We start from the raw sequence: 22,456 nt of genomic DNA on the forward strand, positions 1-22,456 counted from the left end.
ACCGGCGGACGCCGCCGGACGTCCCACCCTGCGGGGGTGATGTCCATGCCATCTAGCGATACGGGGAGCCCGTCGGGTACAAGCGGTGCGTCGCGTACGGGGAGCGGGGCGGGCCGCCGGGGAGGCTCGGCGGGCATGGGCCGGCCGGCGGGCGGCGCAGGCGGCTCGGTGGGCGCGGGAAGTGCGGCCGGCCTGGGGACCTGGGCGGCCACGCTCCTGCCCCTCCTCTGCGCGGTGGCCGTCTACGCCTGGTCGGCCTGGTCCTTCGGAAGCGCCTCGGCACCTTCCACCACGGTCGCCGTCACGGTCGGCGGGGCGGCGGTCCTCGCCTCGGCCGTGGCCTACTACCTGCTCGTCGACGGAGTGATGGGCCTCTGGGGCGCGCTGGCACTGGTCGGCGCACTGCTGCTCACGGTGGCCACCGCCGACCAGTGGGCCTCGCGCGGGGCGGTCGCGGACTGTGTCGTGGTCAAGGTCCGCGAGGAGAAGCACGTGTCGGTCGGCGAGGGCGGCGGCGAGCGGACCGTGTACCGCCACACCCTGCGCTGCCCGGGCGGCTATCCGTCGGCCCTGGCGGAGAACCGCCGGGTCGCCCCGGACGGCGGCGCGGTGCGTGTCGCCCACGATCCGCGGCGACGGGTGGCACCGGCGGTGGAGGGCTCGTCCCCGCCCTGGGGCCAGGCGGTCTTCGCCGTACTGCTGCTCGCGGCCGCGACGGCGGGGGCGCGCAGGTTCAGCCGCGCGGGCCGGCGGGAGCGGGAGGCTCGCTCAGGTCCATCAGGCCGGCCGCCGTCGGCCGGAAGCCGCACCGCTCGTGGAAACCGGTGAGATGGGGCTCGAAGTCCACGTGCAGCCAGTGCGCGCCGCGCTGCCGGGCGGCCTCGGCGGCGGCCCGCACGAGGGTGACGCCGAGCCCCTGGCGGCGCTCGTCGGGGTGGACGGTGGTGTCGAGGAGGAAGGCGTGCACGCCGCCGTCGCCGACGACGTTCACGTACCCGACGAGCCTCCCGGCCCGGCGGGCGGTCACGCGGAGGAGGCTGCGGGCCAGGACGGGACCGAAGTCGGTGTCCCGGTGCCCGGGCCAGGAGGCCCGGAAGAGGGTGTTGAGCTCGTCGCCCGTGAGCGCCGCGTCGACCTCGACGACGAGGTCCGTCACGCGGGGCCGCCGGGGGTGACGGTCAGCGACATGGGCGCCGTACGGAGCGCGATCGAGCCGTACGGGGTGCGGAGCCGCAGCCAGGGGCCGGAGGCGAAGAGGGCGACCGGGGCCTCGGTGTCCGCGGGCGGCAGAAAGCCGAGCGACAGCGCGGCGTGCACGGCCCGCAGCGGGAGTCCGGTGGCACCGAGGGTCCGGGACCAGATGTCGCGGCCGATCCGGTCGCGCTCGGCCCTGGTGCGCAGTTCCTCGGGCAACTCCTCGTCCCGCGACCGGAATTCGGCGACGGCCGCGGCGACCGCGCCGCGCATCTCGGCGGCGCCGGGCAGCCCGGCGACCGGCCGCCAGCCGGCGCGGGGCGGGAGGACGCCGGCCCACGGGGGGCCGGTGACGGACTCCGGGACGACCGCCTTGCCCGCCGACTCCTCGATGCCTTCGAGGAGTTCACCGGCGGAGACGGTGACGTCGAGGTCGACGGCGTCGACCAGCCGGGCCGTACGGATCGCGAGCACCTCGAAGGACGGCGGCCGGCCGAAGACGGCCAGCGCCCCGCCGCCCGCCTGGAGGCGGACGGCGGCGGCCCGGTCGTAGTGGACGAGCCGGGTCAGGAAGGCGGCGAGGGCCGCCGCCTCCCTGGCGTCGTCGAAGTGCAGCGGCGCGAGCACGGTCATGCTGCGGACGTCATCCCGTCGTCGACGTACTCCTGGAGGAACGCGCGCTCCTCGGCGGAGATCCTGCGCGGCCGTTGCGCCTCCAGGTCGAAGGGCACGACGACCGTGGACGCCCGTACGTACGTGACCTCGGGGTCCTTGATCTCGTACGCGATCGTCAGCGACGCCGCGCCTATCTTCGTCACCCAGGACTCGATGGTCACCGGCTGGTGCCGGTGGACCAGCGGCCGCACGTAGTCGATCTCGTGCCGGGCCACGACGGACCCGCCGGAGAACGAAGGGGAACCGTCCCCCGGCGCGAGCCGGAACATGAAGTCGATCCGCGCCTCTTCCAGGTACCGCAGGAAGACGACGTTGTTGACGTGCCCGAAGGCGTCCATGTCCGACCAGCGCAGGGGACAGCTGTAGATGTGGCGCACGCTCAGCCTCGGGTCAGCTTCTTGTACGTGGCGCGGTGCGGGCGGGCCGCGTCCGGGCCGAGACGCTCGATCTTGTTCTTCTCGTACGACTCGAAGTTGCCCTCGAACCAGTACCACTTGGACTCGCCCTCGTAGGCGAGGATGTGGGTGGCCACCCGGTCCAGGAACCACCGGTCGTGGGAGATCACGACCGCGGCGCCGGGGAACTCCAGGAGCGCGTTCTCCAGCGACGACAGGGTCTCGACGTCGAGGTCGTTGGTGGGCTCGTCGAGGAGCAGCAGGTTGCCGCCCTGCTTGAGGGTGAGCGCGAGGTTCAGACGGTTGCGCTCGCCACCGGAGAGCACACCGGCCGGCTTCTGCTGGTCCGGGCCCTTGAAGCCGAACGCGGAGACGTAGGCGCGGGAGGGCATCTCGACGTTGCCGACGTTGATGTAGTCGAGCTCGTCGGAGACGACGGCCCACAGCGTCTTCTTCGGGTCGATGTTGGCGCGGGTCTGGTCGACGTACGAGATCTTGACGGTCTCGCCGATCTTGACCGAGCCGGAGTCCGGGGTCTCCAGACCCTGGAGCATCTTGAAGAGCGTGGTCTTGCCGGCGCCGTTCGGGCCGATGACGCCGACGATGCCGTTACGCGGGAGCGTGAAGGACAGGTCGTCGATGAGGACCTTGTCGCCGAAGGCCTTGGAGAGGTTCTCGACCTCGACGACGATGGAGCCCAGACGCGGGCCCGGCGGGATCTGGATCTCGTCGAAGTCCAGCTTCCGCATCTTGTCGGCCTCGGCCGCCATCTCCTCGTAGCGGGCGAGACGGGCCTTGGACTTGGTCTGACGCCCCTTGGCGTTGGACCGCACCCACTCCAGCTCTTCCTTGAGGCGCTTGGCGCGCTTCTCGTCCTTCTTGCCCTCGACCTTGAGGCGGGTGGCCTTCTTGTCGAGGTAGGTGGAGTAGTTGCCCTCGTAGGGGATCGCGCGACCGCGGTCGAGCTCCAGGATCCACTCGGCGACGTTGTTCAGGAAGTAGCGGTCGTGGGTGACCGCGACGACGGCGCCGGAGTACTTCGAGAGGTGCTGCTCCAGCCAGTTCACCGACTCGGCGTCGAGGTGGTTGGTGGGCTCGTCGAGGAGGAGCAGGTCCGGGGCCTCGATGAGCAGCTTGCAGAGTGCGACGCGGCGCTTCTCGCCACCGGAGAGGTTGACGACCGGCCAGTCGCCGGGCGGGCAGCCCAGGGCGTCCATGGCCTGCTCCAGCTGGGCGTCGAGGTCCCAGGCGTTGGAGTGGTCCAGGTCCTCCTGGAGCTTGCCCATCTCTTCCATCAGGGCGTCGCTGTAGTCGGTGGCCATGAGCTCGGCCACCTCGTTGAAGCGCTTGAGCTTGCCCATCTGCTCGGCGGCGCCGTCCTGCACGTTCTCCAGGACGGTCTTCGACTCGTCGAGCTTCGGCTCCTGCATGAGGATGCCGACGGTGAAGCCGGGCGTCAGGAACGCGTCACCGTTGGACGGCTGCTCGAGGCCAGCCATGATCTTGAGAACGGTGGACTTACCGGCACCGTTCGGGCCGACCACACCGATCTTCGCACCCGGCAGGAAGCTCAGCGTCACGTCATCGAGGATGACCTTGTCGCCGTGCGCCTTGCGCGTCTTGCGCATCGTGTAGATGTACTCAGCCAAGAGAAACCGTCCGGCAAGGAGTGAGTGGGCAGATACACCCCATCTTGCCTGACCGCCACCCCTCGGGGCGAACCAGTAGCCGGGTCCCCCGCTGACGTGCGGCTTTCCGGATCACCCTGGTATCCGGTCTGTCACCGTTGGTCGCCCTCGTCCCTCTCTGCGCCGCCACCGGCCGCCGCGCGGGTCCCGATGGCGGCCCCGCCCGGCCACGGTCGCCGGGTCACGGGGGGCGGGGCGCGGGTGCCGGCCCCGGACGTACGACGACCCCGGACGCACCAGCGTCCGGGGTCGTGCGGTGATCACGGGGTGATCACGCGGTGAGGCGGATCAGTCCACGGGATCGAGTGGCGTCCCGGTGCAGGCGGGGCCGGCACCGGGGGCCTGGATCAGGCGCCGGCGGTCTTCTTCTTGCGGAGGAAGAACACCGCGCCGCCGCCGATCACGACGAGCGCGGCGGCGATGCCCGCGATCATCGGGGTGGCGTTGGAGCTGCCGGTCTCGGCGAGGTCGCCGCCACCGGTCGTGGTGGAGCCGGTGGTGCCGCCCGTGGTGTCACCGGTCGAGGGAGCGGTGGTCGACGGGGAGGGCTCGGTCGAGGGCTCCGTGGTGGGGGTCTCGGAAGGCTTCGGGCCGGGGGTGGCCGTCTTGCAGTCCAGGACGCCCTCGAAGGTCTCCTCGAAGCCGTTCGGGCCGGTGATGGTGAACTTGTACGCCTCGTCCTCGGCGAGCGGGACCGGGATGGTCTTCTTCTCACCGGGGGCGACGGTGTACGAGGTGCCCTTCAGGTCGAAGGTCCAGGCCTCGTCACCCTCGTTGGACGCGATGACCTCGAGGCCGCCCTTGGCGCAGTCCTTGGCGACCGTGACGGCCGGGACGGCACCCTTCTTCGCCCACGTGGCCGAGGCCTGGGCGGTGACGGTCGACTCGCTGGAGCCGGCCAGGATCAGGGTCTGGGACGGGCCGTCGATGGAGACGAACGCGCGGCCCAGGGAGACCTTGGTGGAGGCCTCGGCGGACAGAGAGGCGGTGCCGTCGGCGGTGCCGGCGGGAACGTCGAAGAAGACCTCGTCGCCGTTCTTCGCCTCGGTGACGGGCTTGCCGTCCTTGTCCACGATCTTGACGCCGTCCGGGGTGCCCGGAGCGGTCGTCAGCTTGGCGATCTGGGCGTTGGTGGAGACGGTGATCGGGCCGAGCCGCTCACCGGCCTTGCCCGCGACCGAGGACGGGGAGAGCGAGAGGGAGGCCTTCGGCTCCTCGAGCTTGACCGCGTCCTTCAGGAGCTGCTCGGTGAGCTTGCGGGCGTCGGCGCTCTTCGGCGTCGCCGTCACGCCGTCGGACAGGGTCCAGATGGCGGCCTGGGTGGCCGCCGCGGCCTCGTTCTTCGACAGGTCGACGTCGAGCTTCTTGCCGAGCTCCTCGGCGGAGTGCTTCGGGTAGCCGTTCTCGAGGATCCAGAGAATCTTTCCGGCGTTCCCGTTGTTGTGCAGGGAGGACTCGTCCCAGCCGACTTCCTTGTAGTCGAAGTCGTGCTTGGCCGGCGTCCGGAGGTCGATGCAGTAGGTCTGGAGAGTGCCCCCGCCCTCGACCTGCATCTTGAAGAGGCCGCCCTTGACGTCCCACTTCTCGCCGTTCTTCTCGGCGATCACGACGTCGTCCCGGTCGGTCATGCCGCCGAGCTTCGCCGTCACGCCGCCGGTGCCCGGGGCACCGTCTTCCGCCAGCGCCGGACCGGCCGTCGCTATCGCACCGGCCATGACAAGGCCGGAGACGAGGGTGGCTGCGGCGAGACGGGCAGCGCCTCGTCCACGAACTGAATACATTGCTTTCCCCTCCGGGCGAGTCGCTCCACGAACATGTTGATTCGCGTGGGGGGAGCGCACGCCAGCAGATCACAGACCCGATGGGCTCACGTGCCACATGAGTACCCGGGAATCCTAGGGATGCGGAACCCCCCGGTGCCCGGCCATACGGTCAGATAACCATTCCGAATCGGAATCGTTATCACGCAGGGCGAGTTGGTCGACAAATCGCCACGACGCATGGTCAGGGCACGGTCACCAACCGCGTCGCCGACTCCGCCGCGGCCTCCTCCGCCGCCACCGCCCACGGGTCCCGGTCCGGCGCCGGACCGAGCACCGGCGCCCTCTCCACGGCCCCCACCTGCGGTTCCGTCCGCGGCTCGGTTCCCGGCCCGGCCCCTGGCCAAGACCCCGACTCCGCCTCGGCCCTGAGCGGCCGTACCGCCCGCCGGAAGGCCGCCGTCCCCCGGCTCAGGTCGTGCCCCACCGCCAGCGCCGCCACGTCCACGAAGGTCTTGCGCTGTCCGTCCCGCTCATCCTCACGCACCCTCAGCCGACCGTGCACCACGAGCGGTTCCCCGACGGACACCGACGCCGCCAGATTGGCTCCGAGGGAACGCCAGGCCGACACCGTGTAGAAGCTGGTGGGCCCGTCGGACCAGAGCCCCTTCTCACGGTCCCAGCGGCGCGCCGTCACCGCGAAGCGGAACCTGGCGACCCCGCCCGTCGCCGTGTCCCGGTACTCCACCGCCGTCGCCACGTTGCCGACGAGCGTCACGGTCGTGTCGTTCATGGTCCGTTCCCCCACCCTGCGTTCACGCTGCTGTCTCTTCACCGGTCGGACACCATCGTGGGGCCGCGGAGAAGAAGCCGCCGGGGGCTGTGGACAGGGGCGGGAATGTGGACAACTCCCCCACCCGAAAGGGGGCTACCGGAGGCCCTCAGGAGGGGAAGGAACCCGCGTGACGAGGGCGCCGCTACCTCCCCCGCACCCCCGTCCGCGTCGCACCCAGCCGCCCCGCTCCGCCGCGGCCTCCGCCGACGATCCGTGCCGACGGGCGCGTGCCCACCACCGTCGCGTACTGCTCGCGCACCTCGCGGTAGCGCATCAGCTCCGCCGCCACCGGGTCGAGCACCCGGGCCCGGCCGCAGGCCGCCGCCGCCTCGCGCAGACGGCGTTCGGCCTCCTGCCCGTACCGGAGCGCGGGGCCCTTGACGGCTCCCTCGCAGGCCCATTCGACGAGCGGTCCGCCGATGATGCCGCCGAGCATGACGAGGACGGGCGGGAGCAGCCCCGGCTCGACGACGCCGACGATCTGCCCCACCAGCCAGAGGGCGCCGAAGATCTGCAGGAGCGTCATCACGGCCTGGGCGAGCACGGCCGCGGGCCACCAGGCGGGCCGGGGCGGCCGGGCCGCCGCGTCGCCGATGGTGACCGTGAGCTCGTCCAGGGCCTCGGGCAGCCCGTCCGCGCCGCGCGCCGCCGCCTCGCGCACGGCCTGTGCCCAGGACGCCGGGAGCCCGCGCGAGGCCTCGTCGGCGACGACCCGTACGGCCTGCTCCACCCGTTGGCGCGCCGTCAGCTCGTCCTCGACCGGGGGGGCGAGGTGCGGGTCGGTGGAGCCGTGCTCGCGGATCCGCTCGTACCAGCGGTAGAGGCGCAGCCAGGGGGTGCCGCAGGCCCGGATGGCGCCGCGGCGCCAGACCCGTTCGGCGGCCTCGCCCGCGGCCTGGGCGCCGACGGCGACGGCGAGCCGGTCGGTGAAGGCCTCGCGGGCGCGCTCGTCGAGCCCGGACCGTCCGTCGCCGAGGTAGGCGGGGCGGAGCCGGGCCGCGGCGGCGTCGACATCGGCGGCGAGCCGGCGCTCCGGAGCCGTACGCTCCTGGACGAATCCGGCGATCATCTCCCGTAGTTCGGGCACGCCCTCGCCGGTCAGGGCGGAGACGGAGAGGACGGTGGCGCCGGGTTCGCCGTGCTCACCGAGCGCGACGCCGTCCTCGTCGAGGAGGCGTCGGAGGTCGTCGAGGACGAGGTCGGCGGCCTCCGTGCCGAGCCGGTCGATCTGGTTGAGGACGACGAAGGTGACCTCCGCGTGCCCGGCGAGCGGCCGGAGGTAGCGCTCGTGGAGGGCCGCGTCGGCGTACTTCTCCGGATCGACCACCCAGATGACGGCGTCGACGAGACCGAGGACCCGGTCGACCTGGTCGCGGTGGGCGGTGACCGCCGAGTCGTGGTCGGGGAGGTCGATGAGGACGAGCCCCTGGAGCCCGGTGTCGGCGGCGCCGCCCGCGAGCGGTCTGCGGCGCAGCCGGCCGGGGACGGCGAGCCGGTCGAGCAGCCCGGCGGCACCCTCGGACCAGGAGAGCGCGATGGGCGCGGAGGTGGTGGGGCGGCGGAGTCCGGTCTCGGAGACGGGAACGCCCGCGAGGGCGTTGAAGAGCGTGGACTTGCCGCTTCCGGTGGCGCCGGCGATCGCGATCACGGTGTGCCGGGAGGAGAGCCGCTGCCGGGCGGCCGCCTCGTCGAGCACCCGGCCGGCCTCGGCGAGGGCCTCGCTCTCGACCCGGGTACGGGAGAGTCCGACGAGTTCGTGGAGGGCGTCGAGACGGGCACGGAGCGGCCCGCCGTAACTCCCGCCGAGCGGCGGCAGGGTGTCGGGCTCCTGCGGGTCGTCCACGCGGGGAGGCGCGTCGGCGACGGCGGCCCGTTCGGCGGCGCGGCGCGCGATCAGCCCGTCGTCCCAGCGCCCCGACCGCTCGCGGTCGCGGTCACCACCGTCTCCCCCGGCACCGGCAGGCGCACCGCCCCGGGCCTCGGCACCTCTCTCCCCGTCGGCACGTCCACCGGCGCGCGACTCGTCGTCGTCCACCACGTCACTTCTCCTTCTGCAGTACGGAGAGCGCGGCGATCAGCTCCGCCTGCGGCTCGGGGGTCACGTCGAGCGCTTCGAGGGGCGCGAGGCGCCGGTCGCGTTCGGCGTGCAGGACACGGTCGACGTACGAGAGGACGAGTTCGCCGCCCTTGTCGCGCAGACGCAGGGCGGCCTGGGCACCGAGGAGTTCGGCGAGGCGGTCGCCCGCGGCCCGGGTGCGGCGGCCGCCGAGGAGGGACGAGGCGAGGAGGGCGGCCACGGTGTCGGCCTCGGGAGCGGCCGTGCGGGGGGCGGAGGGGCGCTCGACGGTGCGCACCTCCTCCTCGACGATCTCCTCCAGGACGCGGCGCCAGCGCCGTACCTCCACGCCGATCCGCTCGGCCGTGTCGCGGTCGCCGCCGGCCCGGGCGGGGCCGAGGGCGTCGGCGGCGGGTTCGCGGCGCCAGGCGTCGCGGACGCGTTCCTCGGCGGCGGAGACGGCGCAGTGGAGGAGGGCGGCGAGGGACTCGGCGAGGGAGTCGAGGAGTTCGTCGGCGGTGCTGTCGCGGGGGTAGGCGCGCCAGCGGGTGCGGGCGTCGCCGGCGAGGACGGCGCCGCGGCCGAGCTGTTCGCGTACCCGCTTGGCCTGTTCGCCGTAGGCGGCTTCGACGGCGCCGCCGAGGCGGACGGAGGCGGCGTACTGGGCGGCGACGGCGGCGGCCAGTTCGGGGAGCCGGGCGTCGAGGGAGTCGATGACCCCGGTGGCGGTCCGTTCGGCGGCCTGCTGGCGGGCGGCGGGGTCCTCGGCGCGGTGGGCGAGCCAGCCGCGGAGGGCGGCGACGGCGGAGTCGGGGAGGAGGCCGCTGCCGCCGTCGGCGGACTCGGGGAGTTCGGGGATGGTGAAGCGGGGCACGTCGCCGAGGCCGGCCTTGTCGAGGAGGGCCTCGTACTGGCGGGAGACCTCGCCGATGACCTGGTGGGGGACGCGGTCGAGGACGGTGACGAGGGTGGCGTCGTACTCCTTGGCGGTACGGAGGAGGTGCCAGGGAACGGCGTCGGCGTATCGCGAGGCGGTGGTGACCATCACCCAGATGTCGGCGGCGCAGATCAACTCGGCGGCGAGGAGACGGTTCTCGACGACGAGGGAGTCGATGTCGGGCGCGTCGAGAAGGGCGAGGCCGCGGGGCATGGAGGCGGCGGTCTCGACGCGGAGCGCGTTCTCCTCGGGGGGCGGGGCGTCGTCGGCGTGGTCGTCGTCGGCCTGGGGCAGCCAGACGCGGGTGAGCTGCGGGAGGACCCGCATCCCGGCGAACCAGTGGTGGTCCTCGGGGTGGCAGACGAGCACGGGGGTGCGGGTGGTGGGCCGGAGCACACCGGACTCGCTGACGCGCCGCCCGACAAGGGAGTTGACGAGGGTGGACTTGCCCGCCCCGGTGGACCCGCCGACGACGGCGAGCAGCGGGGCGTCGGGATCTTTGAGCCGGGGCACCAGATAGTCGTCGAGCTGAGCGAGCAGCTCGGCCCGGGTCTGCCGGGCGCGTGGTGTGTCGGGGAGGGGGAGAGGAAGGCGCACGGCGGCGACACGGTCGCGCAGGGCGGAGAGTGCGTCGATCAGCTGAGGCCGTTCGTCCAAGGTCACCACATGCGAAGAATGCCCAATTTATGAGTGTTTTTGAAGCCTATTGCGGCTCTGCGCGCCGAAGAGAGGGGCGGCGACCGGAACCTCGGGCATAACGAGTGCACAACACCCGCCCCGAGCGGTGGAAAAAGCGCTGCGCGAATCGCACCTGCCTGCGATTATCGTTCCGCTTCACCGAACCTCCACATCGTGCCACGCAGGTGAAGCAACCGGGCCAAGGCGATCGGAGCCCTATCCTTGTCCCGGCAGGCCACACCCCACCCACAAGGGGCTCCTGGCCACACGGCCACCACCCGGCCCCCGTAGCTCAGTGGATAGAGCAGGTGCCTTCTAAGCACTTGGCCGCAGGTTCGAGTCCTGCCGGGGGCGCACAGATGAAGACCCTCCTTCGGGAGGGTCTTTTCGTCGGCCCGTGTGGGGATCCCGTGCGTGGACCGGGAGGGGTGGGTCCGAGCCGCAGGAGGCCACGTTGCGGCCATTGGCCGTGTCCCCGGTCCGGGGCGGCGGGCAGACTGAATGCCCGCCAGCCGGCAAGGGGAGTCGTTCATGCAGGTCGCCGTGGTCACCTTCGACGGGTTCAACGAGCTCGACAGCTTCATCGCCTCCGGCATCATCAACCGGTGCCGACGATCCGGCCTGGAGGCGTGGATCACCACCCCGACGCCGGTCGTCACGTCCATGAACGGTGTCGAGGTGTCCGGGCAGCGCCCGATGGAGTTCGTCCGGGAGGCCGATGTCGTGCTCATCGGCAGTGGGGTCAAGACGCGTGACGTGGTCGCCGACGACCGTCTGCTCGCCGCGCTTCCGCTGGACCCCTCCCGGCAGCTCATCGGTTCGCAGTGCTCCGGCGCGCTGGTCCTCGCCCGGCTCGGGCTCCTCGGGACGATGCCCGCGTGCACCGATCTGACGACCCGGCCATGGGTCGAGGCGTGCGACGTCACCGTCCTGGACGCGCCCTTCCACGCCGAGGGCGGCGTCGCCACGGCCGGAGGATGCCTGGCCTCGCAGTACCTCGCCGCCTGGGTGATCATGAAGACCCTCGGCGAGGACGCCGCTCGCGACGCCTTCGCGTACGTGGCCCCCGTGGGCGAGCAGCGGCAGACCGTCGACCACGTGATCCGTACGGTCCGCGCGGGCGTGGCCGCCCTGCGCTGACGTCACCGACTCGACGCGTACGGCGGCTGCTCGGCCCCACGCACCGGCGCCCGCTCCGGGGTGGAGCGGGCGCCGGTGCGTGGGGGGTCGGCCCGTCATCAGCTCCACGAGGTGCGGGCGTGCCGGACGGCTGAACAGGGCTGCCGCAAGGGCCGGCTGGGGGTGCGGTGCCGCCCCATGGGCCGGCGGATGTGTGCGGGCCTCGCTCCCGTCACTCGGTCGGCAGGTCCAGCTGGTACTCGTGCGTGCTGCGGTGGAAGCGGAAGCCCAGTCGGCGGTTCACCGCGATCATGTGGGTGTTCTCCTGAGCGTTGTCCGTCTCGATCTCCTCGATCCCGGGCCGCTCCTCCCGCAACCTGCGCACCATCTCCGTCTTGACCCACAGCCCGAGACCGTGGCCGCGGTGAGCGGGCGCCACGACCGTGTCGTACTGCAGGGCGCGCCGGGTCTCCCCGGAGCGGATGACGATCTCGGTGTAACCGGCCATCTCGCCCCCCTTGTCGAGCACGGCGGTCGTCAGCAGCAGGTCACCGCGGTCGGCCAGGACTTCGGCCATGGCGCGGACCCGGTCGGCGGTCCAGTTCTGGCTGCCGTAGTCCATGTCACCCATGGGCATGTCGTTCATCGCGTTCTTGACCGAGGCGAACGCCTCCGCCAGTTCGTCGGGAACCGTGCCGGTCCAGCCGACCAGCGTGTAGCCGGGGTGTTCGGTCCCGGCCTGCTCGACGTCGGCGTCCGCGACGTCGAGCAGCAGGTGGTCCAGGGCCAGGACGCGCCGGAAGCCGCGGGCGAGGCAGAAGGCGCCGGCCGGTCCGTCGCCGGGCGCGGCGGCCACCAGGCTGCGACGCTCCTCGTCCCGTGCCGCCCGTACGGCGGTGGCCAGCAGATGCGAGCCCACTCCCGAGCGGCGCCGGTCCGGGGTGACGTGCAGCTCCAGTTCCGCCAGGTGCCGCTGGCCGGGCGAGGTGAACAGGCGCAGGCCGGCCACACCGACCACGGCGCCGTCGGAGTCGGTGGCCAGCCACAGCAGGCGGCGGTCGTGCCGCCCGGTGACGGAGAGCCGGGCGTGGGTCTGCTCGAACGTGGGCAGGGGCTCTTCGGGCAGATCGGCGGCGAGCGAGGCCGACACGACCGCGTGCCAGGCGGTGGCGTCCTCGGTGGAGACCTGGGTGAGGGGGACGGCGTCGAACATGGGCGACCTCTCGGTGGGGACGGCTTCCGCCGCCTGTGCGGCGGTCGGTTCGGGAGAGCGGCTCGGGTGCTCCGGGCCAGCCTGGGTCATCGTGTGCGTCGAGGCCATCGCGTTTTCTCCCTCGGTGTGCCGCACGGGCGGCCAGTCGACCTCGATACGCGCCGCCGTGGCCGGGTAGTCGGTGAACACGCCGAGCGCACAGGGGCGATGACCTCGACGACGTGCCCGCCGGAGAGTGCGGCGCGCCGGGCCGCGTCGAGCCGCTCGTCGGAGACGAGGCCGCGGTCACGGACCACCGCGGCGGCCAGGCCCGGGACGGCCGCGGGCCCGGGGCCGCAGATCCCTGCACGGGCCCGGCCCCGGCTCGGTTCCGATGCCGCTTCCGTCTCCGACGGCGCTGCTAGCCTGCCGCTCATGATCAAGGGTGGCCCGGACGGCCGTATAGCCCGGCTGTCCCGCGTGGCCGGGGACAGCGGGCCGGAGCGTGTGCTGATCGCCGCCAGCTTCGTCAACCGGGTCGGGAACGGTCTCTTCAACGCTGCGTCGGCGCTCTACTTCACCTTGATCGTGGGCCTGCCCGCCGTCCAGGTCGGGACCGCGCTCACGGTCGCCGGTCTGATCGGCCTGTTCGCGGGGATACCGGGGGGCCATCTCGCCGACCGGCGCGGCGCACGCACGATCATGGTGTCGGCCCTGGCGGTCCAGGCGGTGTCGATGTCGGCTCTCGTGCTCGTCGAGAGCTGGACCGCACTGACGGTCCTCGCGACGGTCGACCAGATCGCCGCCGCGGCCGGCGGGGCCGCCTGGGGCGCCCTGGTGGCCCGGGTCGGGACCGAACGCCGGGCACTGTTCCGGGCGAAGCTGCGGACCTTCGTCAATCTGGGCGTCATCTTCGGCACGGTGGGTTCCGGGGTGGCGGTGGCGGTGGACACCCGCGGCGCCTATGTCGCCCTGATCCTCGGCAACGCGGCGAGCTTCGCCCTGTGCGCGCTGCTCCTGTTCCTGCTGCCGCACTATCCGCCGCTGCCCGCACCGCCACGAGCGCGCCGCTGGCTCGCCTTCTCGGACCGTCCGTACCTGACGTTCACCGCCCTGTTCGGGGCCATGGGGCTGCAGTACTCGGTGGTGTCGCTGCTCCTGCCGATCTGGATCGCCCAGCACACCGAGGCGCCCCGCTGGACGGTGGCGGCGGTGTTCGCCGTCAACGCGGCCTTCTGCGTCCTCCTGCAGACGCGGATCGGGTCGCGGATCGAGACCCCGCACGACGGCGGCCGGGCGTTCCGCAACGCGGGTCTGCTCTTCCTCGTCAGCTGCCCGATGATGGCGCTGGCGGCGTACACCCCGGTCTGGGCGGCGGTGGGCCTGCTGGTCGCGGCGATCTTCGTCCACAGCCTCGGGGAGGTCTGGGAGTCCTCGGCGGGCTTCGCCCTGGGGTTCGGGCTGGCTCCCGAGCACGCGCAGGGTCAGTACCAGGGTCTCCTCGGCCTCGGATTCAGCACGGGTCAGGCGCTGGCCCCCGCGATCCTCACCACGGTGGTGCTCGGCCTCGGCACGGCGGGCTGGCTGCTCCTGGCGGCGTTCTTCGCGGCCCTCGGCGCGGCCGGTCCCGCCCTGGCCCGCTGGGGCGTCCGCACCCGCCCGCAGCCGGCCGTCGCCGAGGAGGCGGCGGCGTGAGCGGGGAGTAGCGAGGACCAGCGGGGCCGGACGACGGAGGCCCTCCGCCCGCGCGCGGGCTCGTCCCGCGGGCTCGTCCCGCGGCTCCTCCGGCCTCCCGCCGTGGGTGCCCCCGCGCGGAACGTGGGTCATCCTGGGGGTATGGGTGCCGTGCGTGATGGGTCACCGGGGGTCGGGCGGAGTGGCGGTCGAGGGTCGCGCTCGGCCCTGGTCGGCGCGGTCGCCGCGCTCGTCGTGGGCTTCACCGCCTCGGCCGGTTGCGCGGGCGGCCCCGGTGGTGACGGCGGTGCCGGCCCGTCCACCGGTACGTCCACCGCTACGTCCACCGCTACGTCCGCCGGTGCCCACGGGCCGGTCCGGGCCGCCCCTGAGGTCCCTCTCCCGGTCTCCGCCCCTCCACCGACGCCCTCCCCCGCTCCCTCCACCTCGGTGGCGCCCTCGACTCGCGGGCCCGTCGCCGCCGAGCTCTCCATCCCCTCCATCGGTGTGGAGGACCTGGACGTCCTGCCGTACGAGGGGACGACCGACGACCGTGCCGGCACGCGCGTCCAGGACCGTGGCGTCGCCGCCAGTCCCCACGGCGCGCGCGGTGGTGTGGGGCCGGGTGAGATCGGCAACTACCTGGTGACCGCCCACCGGCTCTCCGCCGGCGGGCCGCTGCGGGAGCTGCCCTCGGTCGAGGTGGGGGATCAGGTGCTCGTCACCGCCGCCGGCACCGTCTACACCTACGAGATCGTCGAGACCCGGTCCACGTCCTTCCGCTCGGCCCGCTCGCTCGCCGAGCAGCGCGCCGCCGTGCCGGGCGAGCCGGGAGAGAAGCCCACCCGGGCCATGATCACGCTCTCCACCTGCGCGACCCCCGAGGACAACGCCGCGGGCAACTTCTGGCGGGACGCCCAGCACAACCCCGAGCACCGCATCGACAAGATCGGCGTCCTGACGTCCACGCGGCCCGCGTAGCCGCGCCCCGCGTCAGCGCAGGCGGTGCGGCAGGCGGACGCGGACCAGCGTGGTGTCCACGTCGCTGTCGACCAGGCGTCCGTTCGCGTCGAAGGCCTCCGGGCCGTCGGTCATGCCGAAGTCGTTGTCGTTGAGGAGGACCAGCGTCGAGGAGCCCTCCAGCGCGATGCCCTCGATCTTGCCGGGGACGCCCTCGACCGTGTTCAGGTCCACGACCAGGCGCTTCGCGAGGACCGGGGCGTCGGCGGCCGCCTCGTCGCCGAGCTGCTCCAGGGTCGGGCTCGCCGTCGTGTCCCACGGGGTGCCGAGGATGTCGGAGCCGCGACGGAGCCGCACCTCGTGCACGCGGGAGGACTTGTCGGTGCGCTCCTGGACCAGCAGACGGTCGCCGCCCAGCGCCACGATCGAGGAGATCTTCAGCTCCGACGTCTTCGTCTGGCCCGGCTCCACGACGCCCACCGGGTCGAAGCGGTACGCGTACTCCGCCGTGACCCGGTTCTCGCGGGTCGAGAAGCGCAGCAGGCGGGTGGTGCGGGAGTCCTCGCCCGCGGCCTTGTCGGGGTTGAGCAGCGGGCTCTGCAGTGCCAGCACCAGGTCGCCGCCGGGGAGCAGCGCCAGGCCCTCGAAGCCCCGGTTGATCTTGCGCTTGAGGAAGATCGACGGGAGGGACTCGATCACCGGGTAGTCGGCGCCGGTCAGGGCGAGGCCCTCGGGGACGTGGCGGGCGAGGACCCGGCCCTTGGCGGAGACGTGCACCAGCGACGGGCCGTACTCGTCCACGAGCCAGAAGCTGCCGTCCCGGTCCCGTACGAGCCCCTCGGTGTCGAGGCCGTTCGCGTTGTACGCGAGCGGGGTCGTGGCGTTGTAGTCGTACGGGGCCTCGTCGCGGCCCGGCTGGTTGGGCAGGCCCGTGACGGGCGCACCGGACTCGGTGGTGAGCGGGAGGGACTTCAGCATCTGGATCCTGCCACCGATCGCGCGGACCTTGACGATCGCCGGGTCGAAGCCGGGAACCGGGAACGTGCGCCGCTTCTCCTTGCCGACCGCTATCTGGCCGTTGGGGCCCCGGTCGGTGACCGTCCAGTACTCGCCGGGCCGCTCGGCGGGGTACAGGTCGCTGCCGATGCCGCCCAGGTCGACGTCCCGGTCGTCGTCGACACTGCCGGGCAGCAGACCGTTGCTGAAGGCGGCCAGCGGGATGTCCGGCAGGGTCGAGGTGGAGACGACCCGGGCGGCGGAGCCGTGCCGCGCCGGCTCGGCCTCGGCCGTACCCATGACCACCGTCAGCGCGAGCGCGGCGGACAGCGGCAGAACCACGACGGCGGGCCGGCGCATGAGGCGCGGATTCATCTGAACTCCCTTTGAGCACCTGGAATGCCGCCTCTGGCGGCGGCCTCATGGTCCAGTTCCGGCCACAACGACGGGCGTCGGGCGGGCGACCTCGGGGCGAGCCCTGGGTGAACGCACGACTCCGGCCCGCGGGTGTCGGTGCGGGAGAGGAGAATCGCGCCATGGTGATCACCGCGCGCGCCCTCAACCGCTCGACCCTCGCCCGGCAGCTCCTCCTCGACCGGGTGCCGATCGGTGTCGGGGACGCCGTACGCCGGGTGGTGGCCTTGCAGGCGCAGCAACCGGGTTCGCCCTACGTGGCGTTGTGGAACCGTGTCGCCGGCTTCGATCCCGCGCTGCTCGACGAGGCCGTCGAGGGCTACGAGTTGGTCCGGTCGACCTTGATGCGGCTCACGCTGCACCTGGTGCACGCCGAGGACTACCGGGCCTTCCGGGAGGGCATGGAGCCGACCCTGCGCGGTTCGCGGCTCCACGACCCGCGGTTCAGGGCGGCGGGGTTCACGGCCGACGACGCCGACGCGCTGCTGCCCGCTCTCCTCGAGTACGCCGGGGAGGCCCGGTCCGGGGCCCGGATGCGGGAGCGTCTCGAGGCGGCGCGGGGCGGTCCGGTGGAGGCCGTGGTGTGGCGGATGATCCGCCAGTACGCACCGCTGTGGCACGCGCCGACGGGGCCGCCGTGGTCGTTCGGGGCGGCGCAGTCGTTCGTGACGGCGAACGCGCCGCTGCCCGTGCTCGGTGATCCGGAGGCGGCGACGGCGGGGCTCGCCGTGCTGATCCGGCGCTATCTGGAGGGCTTCGGGCCCGCGTCCGTGGCCGACATGGCGCAGTTCACGCTGGCGCCCCGAGGGAGGGTGCGGGAGGCGGTACGGCTCATCGAGGGCGAGCTCGAACAGGTGGAGGGGCCCGACGGGATCCTTCTCCACGACGTGCCCGGGGCGCCCCGGCCCGACGAGGACGTCCCGGCGCCGCCCCGGCTGCTGGCGATGTGGGACAGCGTCCTGCTGGCCTATGCGGACCGCGGGCGCGTCATCCCGGCCGAGTACCGCAGGCAGGTGATCCGGGTGAACGGCGACACGTTGCCGACGCTGCTCGTCGACGGGTACGTGGCCGGGGTCTGGCGCCCGGTCGAGGGAGGCATCGAGGTCTCGGCCTTCCACCCGCTGCCCGCCCGGGTCTGGGCGGAGCTCGCGGGGGAGGCCGAGGCGCTCGACGGCTTCCTCGCCACCCGTGACCGTCGTGTCTACGGCCGTTACGACCACTGGTGGGTCAAGGGACTTCCCGTGGTGGAGACCCGGGTGCTGCCGGGACGCTGACCGCCCACCGGGACCTGCCGCCGGGACCTGCCGCCGGAGCCGTCGCCGGAGCCGTCGCCGGGGCAGGGAGCCGGGGCCGGGAGCCGGGAGCCATGAGCAGGGAGCCGCAGAGCCGCCGGCGAGAGTCACCGGCGGCTCTGCGGCAGGGGCTCAGCCCTTCGCCGTCACCAGCTGCCTGAGGGCGATGTTGATCCGGAGGACGTTGACGCGGGGCTCGCCGACGAAGCCGAGGATCCGGCCGTCGGTGTGGTCGGCGACCAGCTTGTCGACCGTCGCGACGTCCAGCTTGTTCACCTCGGCGATCCGGTGGACCTGGAGCTTCGCGTACTCCGGGGAGATGTGCGGGTCCAGGCCGGAGCCGGAGGAGGTGACCGCGTCGGCGGGGACGTCCGCGGGCCTGACCGTGTACGAGGCGGTCGAGTTGTCCTTGACGACGGCGGCCTTCGCGTCCTGGACCCACCGGATCAGCTCCGCGTTGTCGCCCGAGCGGTTGGTGGCGCCGGAGAGGATGATCGAGTACCGGGTGTTGACGCTGTTGGAGCCCAGGCCGTTCGACGGGCGCGGCTGGAACCACCTCAGGTCCGGCGCGGCGGTCTCCTCGCCGTCCTTCGGGGGCAGGTCGTAGGTCTGGCCGATCAGTTCCGAGCCGACGACCTTGCCGCTCGCGTCGGTGACCTCGGAGCCGTTCGCCTTGTCGGGGAAGGCCACTTGGGCGATCCCGGTGACGGCCAGCGGGTAGAGGACGCCGCACACGACGGTCAGGACGAGCAGGGCGCGGAGGCCGGCCCAGAGCAGGCGTCCCGTGCTTCCTACGGAGTTGTTCATGGTCGTCAGCCGATTCCGGGGATGAGGGAGAGGAGCACGTCGATGATCTTGATGCCGATGAACGGGGCGATCAGGCCGCCGAGGCCGTAGATCCCCAGGTTCCGCCGGAGCATGGAGTCCGCGCTGGACGGCCGGTAGCGCACGCCCTTGAGGGCGAGCGGGACCAGCGCGACGATGATCAGCGCGTTGAAGACGACCGCGGAGAGGATCGCGGACTCGGGCGAGGTCAGGCCCATGATGTTGAGCCTGTCGAGGCTCGGGTAGGCGACGGCGAACATCGCGGGGATGATCGCGAAGTACTTCGCCACGTCGTTGGCGATCGAGAAGGTCGTCAACGCACCCCGGGTGATGAGGAGTTGCTTGCCGATCTCGACGATCTCGATGAGCTTGGTCGGGTTGGAGTCGAGGTCGACCATGTTGCCGGCCTCCTTCGCGGCCGACGTGCCCGTGTTCATCGCGACCCCGACGTCGGCCTGCGCGAGCGCGGGGGCGTCGTTGGTGCCGTCGCCGGTCATGGCGACGAGCTTCCCGCCCGCCTGTTCGCGCTTGATCAGGGCCATCTTGTCCTCGGGCGTCGCCTCGGCGAGGAAGTCGTCGACGCCCGCCTCCTCCGCGATGGCCTTCGCGGTCAGCGGGTTGTCGCCCGTGATCATGACCGTACGGATGCCCATGCGGCGCAGTTCGTCGAACCGTTCCCGCATGCCCTCCTTCACGACGTCCTTGAGGTGGACGACGCCGAGGACACGCGCGCCCTCGTCGTCCTCCAGAGCCACCAGCAGGGGCGTGCCGCCGGCCTGGGAGATCCGGTCCGTGAGCGCCTGCGTGTCCTCGGAGACACTGCCGCCCCGCTCCTTCACCCACGCCACGACCGAACCGGTCGCTCCCTTACGCACCTTGCGTCCGGCCCCGTGCTCGACGAGGTCGACGCCCGACATCCGGGTCTGGGCGGTGAACTCGATCCACTCGGCGTCGGTCAGCTCGCCCTGGTGGCGCTCGCGAAGGCCGTACCTCTCCTTGGCGAGGACCACGACCGAGCGGCCCTCGGGCGTCTCGTCGGCGAGCGAGGACAGCTGTGCGGCGTCGGCCAGTTCGGCCTCGGTCGTCCCGGACACCGGGACGAACTCCGAGGCCTGACGGTTGCCGAGGGTGATCGTGCCCGTCTTGTCGAGCAGCAGCGTGGAGACGTCACCGGCGGCCTCGACCGCCCGGCCCGACATCGCGAGGACGTTGCGCTGGACCAGTCGGTCCATGCCCGCGATGCCGATCGCGGAGAGCAGCGCGCCGATCGTCGTCGGGATCAGACACACCAGGAGCGCCGTGAGGACGATGAGCGAGGTCTGTTCGTCGGCGCCCGCGTAGATCGCGAACGGCTTGAGCGTCACGACGGCGAGCAGGAAGACGATCGTCAGCGAGGCGAGCAGGATGTTGAGGGCGATCTCGTTCGGCGTCTTCTGCCGGGCCGCACCCTCGACCAGGTTGATCATCCGGTCGATGAAGGTCTCGCCGGGCTTCGTCGTGATCTTCACGACGATCCGGTCCGACAGCACCTTCGTGCCGCCGGTCACGGCGCACCGGTCGCCGCCGGACTCGCGGATGACCGGGGCCGACTCACCGGTGATCGCGGACTCGTCGACCGACGCGACGCCCTCGACGACGTCACCGTCGCCGGGGATGATGTCGCCGGCCTCGCAGACCACCAGGTCCCCGATGCGCAGCTCCGTGCCCGGGACCCGCTCCTCGGCCGTGCCGGTGATCCGGCGGGCGACGGTGTCGGTCTTGGCCTTGCGCAGGGTGTCGGCCTGCGCCTTGCCGCGGCCCTCGGCGACCGCCTCCGCCAGGTTGGCGAAGATCGTGGTCAGCCACAGCCAGGCGGTGATCGCCCAGCCGAACCAGTCGCCCGGGTTCGTGACCGCGAGCACGGTCGTGACGACCGAGCCGATCAGCACCACGAACATGACGGGGGACGTGACCATGACGCGCGGGTCGAGCTTCTTTATCGCGTCCGGGAAGGACGTGACCAGCTGCTTCGGGTCGAACAGTCCGCCGCCGACGCGTCCGGCCTCGGCCGGCCGGCCGCTGGGCGGCCCGGACTGCGGGGGCCGGGTGGGAGTGATGGTGCTCATGCTGCGAGCCCTTCGGCGAGCGGTCCCAGCGCGAGGGCGGGGAAGTAGGTGAGACCGGTGATGATGAGGATCGTGCCGACCAGCAGGCCGGTGAACAGCGGCTTCTCGGTCCGCAGGGTGCCCGCCGTCTCCGGTACGGGCGTCTGCTCGGCCAGCGAACCGGCCAGCGCGAGGACGAACACCATGGGCAGGAAACGGCCGAGGAGCATCGCGATGCCGATGGTCGAGTTGAACCACTGGGTATCCGCGTTCAGACCCGCGAAGGCCGAACCGTTGTTGTTGGCACCCGAGGTGTAGGCGTAGAGGATCTCGGAGAAGCCGTGCGCGCCGGAGTTCGTCATCGAGTGCGACGGCGTGTCCAGGGCCATCGCCACGGCGGTGAAGCCGAGGACGAGGGCGGGAGTGACCAGGATGTAGCAGGCCGCGAACTTGATCTCGCGGGTGCCGATCTTCTTGCCCAGGTACTCCGGGGTGCGGCCGACCATCAGACCGGCGATGAACACCGCGATGATCGCCATGATCAGCATGCCGTAGAGGCCGGAGCCGACACCGCCGGGCGCGATCTCGCCGAGCTGCATGCCCAGCATGGTGATGCCGCCGCCGAAGCCGGTGTACGAGGAGTGGAAGGAGTTCACCGCTCCCGTCGAGGTCAGCGTGGTGGCGACCGCGAAGATCGACGAGCCGCCGATCCCGAACCGGGTCTCCTTGCCCTCCATCGCACCGCCGGCGATGTCGAACGCCGGTCCGTGGTGGGCGAATTCGGTCCACATCATGAGCGCCGTGAAACCGAGCCAGATCGCGGCCATCGTGCCGAGGATCGCGTATCCCTGCCTGAGCGAGCCGACCATGCGGCCGAAGGTCCGCGTCAGCGCGAAGGGGATGACCAGGATCAGATAGATCTCGAAGAGGTTCGACAGACCGCTGGGGTTCTCGAAGGGGTGGGCGGAGTTGGCGTTGAAGTAGCCGCCGCCGTTGGTGCCCAGCTCCTTGATGACCTCCTGCGAGGCCACCGCCCCGCCGTTCCACTGCTGTGATCCGCCGGTGAACTGCCCCACCTCGTGGATGCCGGCGAAGTTCTGGATGGCGCCGCACGCCACCAGTACCAGCGCGCCGATCACCGAGATCGGGAGCAGGACGCGGACCGTGCCGCGGACCAGATCCGCCCAGAAGTTGCCCAGCTCGCCGGTACGGGACCGGGCGAAGCCGCGTACCAGGGCGACCGCGACCGCGATGCCCACCGCGGCCGACAGGAAGTTCTGCACCGCGAGGCCGCCGGTCTGCACGACATGGCCCATGGCCTGTTCGCCGTAGTACGACTGCCAGTTGGTGTTCGCGACGAAGGAGGCGGCCGTGTTGAAGGCCTGGTCCGGGTCGATCGACACGAAGCCGAGCGAGCCGGGGAGCGAGCCCTGCACCCGCTGGAGCAGATACAGGAAGAGGACGCTCACCGCGGAGAAGGCCAGGACGCCGCGCAGATAGGCGGGCCAGCGCATCTCCATCGACGGGTCGGCGCCGATGCCCTTGTAGATCCACCTCTCCACCCGCAGGTGCCTGTCGGAGGAGTAGACCCTGGCCATGTGGTCACCCAGCGGCCGGTAGGAGAGGCCGAGCGCGACCAGGAGGGCGAGGAGCTGGAGGACGCCGGCGAGAACGGGACTCAT

At 72.1% G+C, this 22,456-nt stretch carries 18 protein-coding genes and 1 tRNA gene; 6 read left to right on the forward strand and 13 right to left on the reverse strand.

Going from position 1 to position 22,456, the window contains the following annotated elements; translation table 11 throughout:
• Nucleotides 1–135: 135 nt before the first annotated feature.
• Complete coding sequence (locus tag OG392_RS13180) at nucleotides 136–828, forward strand: hypothetical protein (RefSeq protein ID WP_329278867.1); 693 nt, start codon at nucleotides 136–138, stop codon at nucleotides 826–828.
• Here the strand turns inward: OG392_RS13180 and OG392_RS13185 are convergent.
• The 8 genes from OG392_RS13185 to OG392_RS13220 all read right to left on the reverse strand — a co-directional run bounded on the left by OG392_RS13185 (nucleotide 734) and on the right by OG392_RS13220 (nucleotide 10,197).
• Complete coding sequence (locus OG392_RS13185) at nucleotides 734–1,156, reverse strand: GNAT family N-acetyltransferase (protein ID WP_329278869.1); 423 nt, start codon at nucleotides 1,154–1,156, stop codon at nucleotides 734–736. The genes OG392_RS13180 and OG392_RS13185 overlap by 95 nt on opposite strands.
• On the reverse strand, nucleotides 1,153–1,827 hold the full coding sequence (locus OG392_RS13190; RefSeq protein ID WP_329278871.1) for a hypothetical protein: 675 nt from the start codon (nucleotides 1,825–1,827) through the stop codon (nucleotides 1,153–1,155). Before OG392_RS13190 ends, OG392_RS13185 begins: the two co-directional genes overlap by 4 nt.
• The gene (locus OG392_RS13195; RefSeq protein WP_266965987.1) at nucleotides 1,824–2,246 is read right to left on the reverse strand and encodes an acyl-CoA thioesterase; all 423 of its coding nucleotides are present in this window, start codon (nucleotides 2,244–2,246) and stop codon (nucleotides 1,824–1,826) included. Before OG392_RS13195 ends, OG392_RS13190 begins: the two co-directional genes overlap by 4 nt.
• Before the next feature lie 2 nt (nucleotides 2,247–2,248).
• Nucleotides 2,249–3,913 carry an energy-dependent translational throttle protein EttA gene (ettA, locus tag OG392_RS13200; protein WP_073913822.1) on the reverse strand — a complete coding sequence of 555 codons (1,665 nt, stop codon included), beginning with the start codon at nucleotides 3,911–3,913 and terminating at the stop codon, nucleotides 2,249–2,251.
• A 386-nt stretch (nucleotides 3,914–4,299) separates the two neighbouring features.
• On the reverse strand, nucleotides 4,300–5,733 hold the full coding sequence (locus OG392_RS13205) for an LAETG motif-containing sortase-dependent surface protein (RefSeq protein WP_329278876.1): 1,434 nt from the start codon (nucleotides 5,731–5,733) through the stop codon (nucleotides 4,300–4,302).
• A 223-nt stretch (nucleotides 5,734–5,956) separates the two neighbouring features.
• Complete coding sequence (locus tag OG392_RS13210) at nucleotides 5,957–6,505, reverse strand: single-stranded DNA-binding protein (RefSeq protein WP_329278878.1); 549 nt, start codon at nucleotides 6,503–6,505, stop codon at nucleotides 5,957–5,959.
• A 184-nt stretch (nucleotides 6,506–6,689) separates the two neighbouring features.
• Nucleotides 6,690–8,585, reverse strand: a complete 1,896-nt coding sequence (locus tag OG392_RS13215; protein WP_443054768.1) for a GTPase — start codon at nucleotides 8,583–8,585, stop codon at nucleotides 6,690–6,692.
• A 1-nt stretch (nucleotide 8,586) separates the two neighbouring features.
• The gene (locus OG392_RS13220; RefSeq protein ID WP_329287246.1) at nucleotides 8,587–10,197 is read right to left on the reverse strand and encodes a dynamin family protein; all 1,611 of its coding nucleotides are present in this window, start codon (nucleotides 10,195–10,197) and stop codon (nucleotides 8,587–8,589) included.
• A gap of 302 nt (nucleotides 10,198–10,499) precedes the next feature.
• Here OG392_RS13220 and OG392_RS13225 point away from each other — a divergent pair.
• Together OG392_RS13225 and OG392_RS13230 are read left to right on the forward strand one after the other, a co-directional pair.
• Nucleotides 10,500–10,572 (forward strand) — tRNA-Arg (locus tag OG392_RS13225).
• A gap of 177 nt (nucleotides 10,573–10,749) precedes the next feature.
• Nucleotides 10,750–11,358, forward strand: coding sequence for an AraC family transcriptional regulator (locus OG392_RS13230; protein ID WP_329278880.1), 609 nt, complete (start codon nucleotides 10,750–10,752; stop codon nucleotides 11,356–11,358).
• Nucleotides 11,359–11,569: 211 nt separating this feature from the next.
• Here the strand turns inward: OG392_RS13230 and OG392_RS13235 are convergent, their stop codons facing one another.
• Nucleotides 11,570–12,658, reverse strand: coding sequence for a GNAT family N-acetyltransferase (locus OG392_RS13235; RefSeq protein ID WP_329278882.1), 1,089 nt, complete (start codon nucleotides 12,656–12,658; stop codon nucleotides 11,570–11,572).
• 306 nt (nucleotides 12,659–12,964) lie between these two features.
• Here OG392_RS13235 and OG392_RS13240 point away from each other — a divergent pair, with 306 nt between their 5' ends.
• Both OG392_RS13240 and OG392_RS13245 read left to right on the forward strand, forming a co-directional pair.
• Nucleotides 12,965–14,224 carry an MFS transporter gene (locus tag OG392_RS13240; RefSeq protein ID WP_329278884.1) on the forward strand — a complete coding sequence of 420 codons (1,260 nt, stop codon included), beginning with the start codon at nucleotides 12,965–12,967 and terminating at the stop codon, nucleotides 14,222–14,224.
• A gap of 141 nt (nucleotides 14,225–14,365) precedes the next feature.
• A complete protein-coding gene (locus tag OG392_RS13245; protein WP_329278887.1) occupies nucleotides 14,366–15,184 on the forward strand; it encodes a class E sortase in 819 nt (272 codons plus the stop codon).
• Nucleotides 15,185–15,196: 12 nt separating this feature from the next.
• On the opposite strand, the gene OG392_RS13250 is transcribed toward OG392_RS13245, so the two are convergent.
• A complete protein-coding gene (locus OG392_RS13250; protein WP_329278889.1) occupies nucleotides 15,197–16,534 on the reverse strand; it encodes an esterase-like activity of phytase family protein in 1,338 nt (445 codons plus the stop codon).
• A 161-nt stretch (nucleotides 16,535–16,695) separates the two neighbouring features.
• Between OG392_RS13250 and OG392_RS13255 the strand changes: the two genes are divergently transcribed.
• A complete protein-coding gene (locus OG392_RS13255; protein ID WP_329278891.1) occupies nucleotides 16,696–17,847 on the forward strand; it encodes a winged helix DNA-binding domain-containing protein in 1,152 nt (383 codons plus the stop codon).
• Nucleotides 17,848–17,997: 150 nt separating this feature from the next.
• Here the strand turns inward: OG392_RS13255 and OG392_RS13260 are convergent, their stop codons facing one another.
• From OG392_RS13260 to kdpA, 3 genes are read right to left on the reverse strand one after another with little or no spacing between them, the layout of a single operon-like run.
• Complete coding sequence (locus tag OG392_RS13260; protein WP_329278894.1) at nucleotides 17,998–18,672, reverse strand: potassium-transporting ATPase subunit C; 675 nt, start codon at nucleotides 18,670–18,672, stop codon at nucleotides 17,998–18,000.
• Between the two features lie 5 nt (nucleotides 18,673–18,677).
• Entirely contained in the window at nucleotides 18,678–20,795 is a 2,118-nt protein-coding gene (gene kdpB / locus OG392_RS13265) for a potassium-transporting ATPase subunit KdpB (RefSeq protein WP_329278896.1), read from the reverse strand.
• Entirely contained in the window at nucleotides 20,792–22,456 is a 1,665-nt protein-coding gene (gene kdpA / locus OG392_RS13270) for a potassium-transporting ATPase subunit KdpA (RefSeq protein ID WP_329278898.1), read from the reverse strand. The genes kdpB and kdpA overlap by 4 nt, the downstream gene beginning before the upstream one ends.

It is taken from the genome of Streptomyces sp. NBC_00691 (assembly GCF_036226665.1).
Classification (GTDB): Bacteria; Actinomycetota; Actinomycetes; order Streptomycetales; family Streptomycetaceae; genus Streptomyces.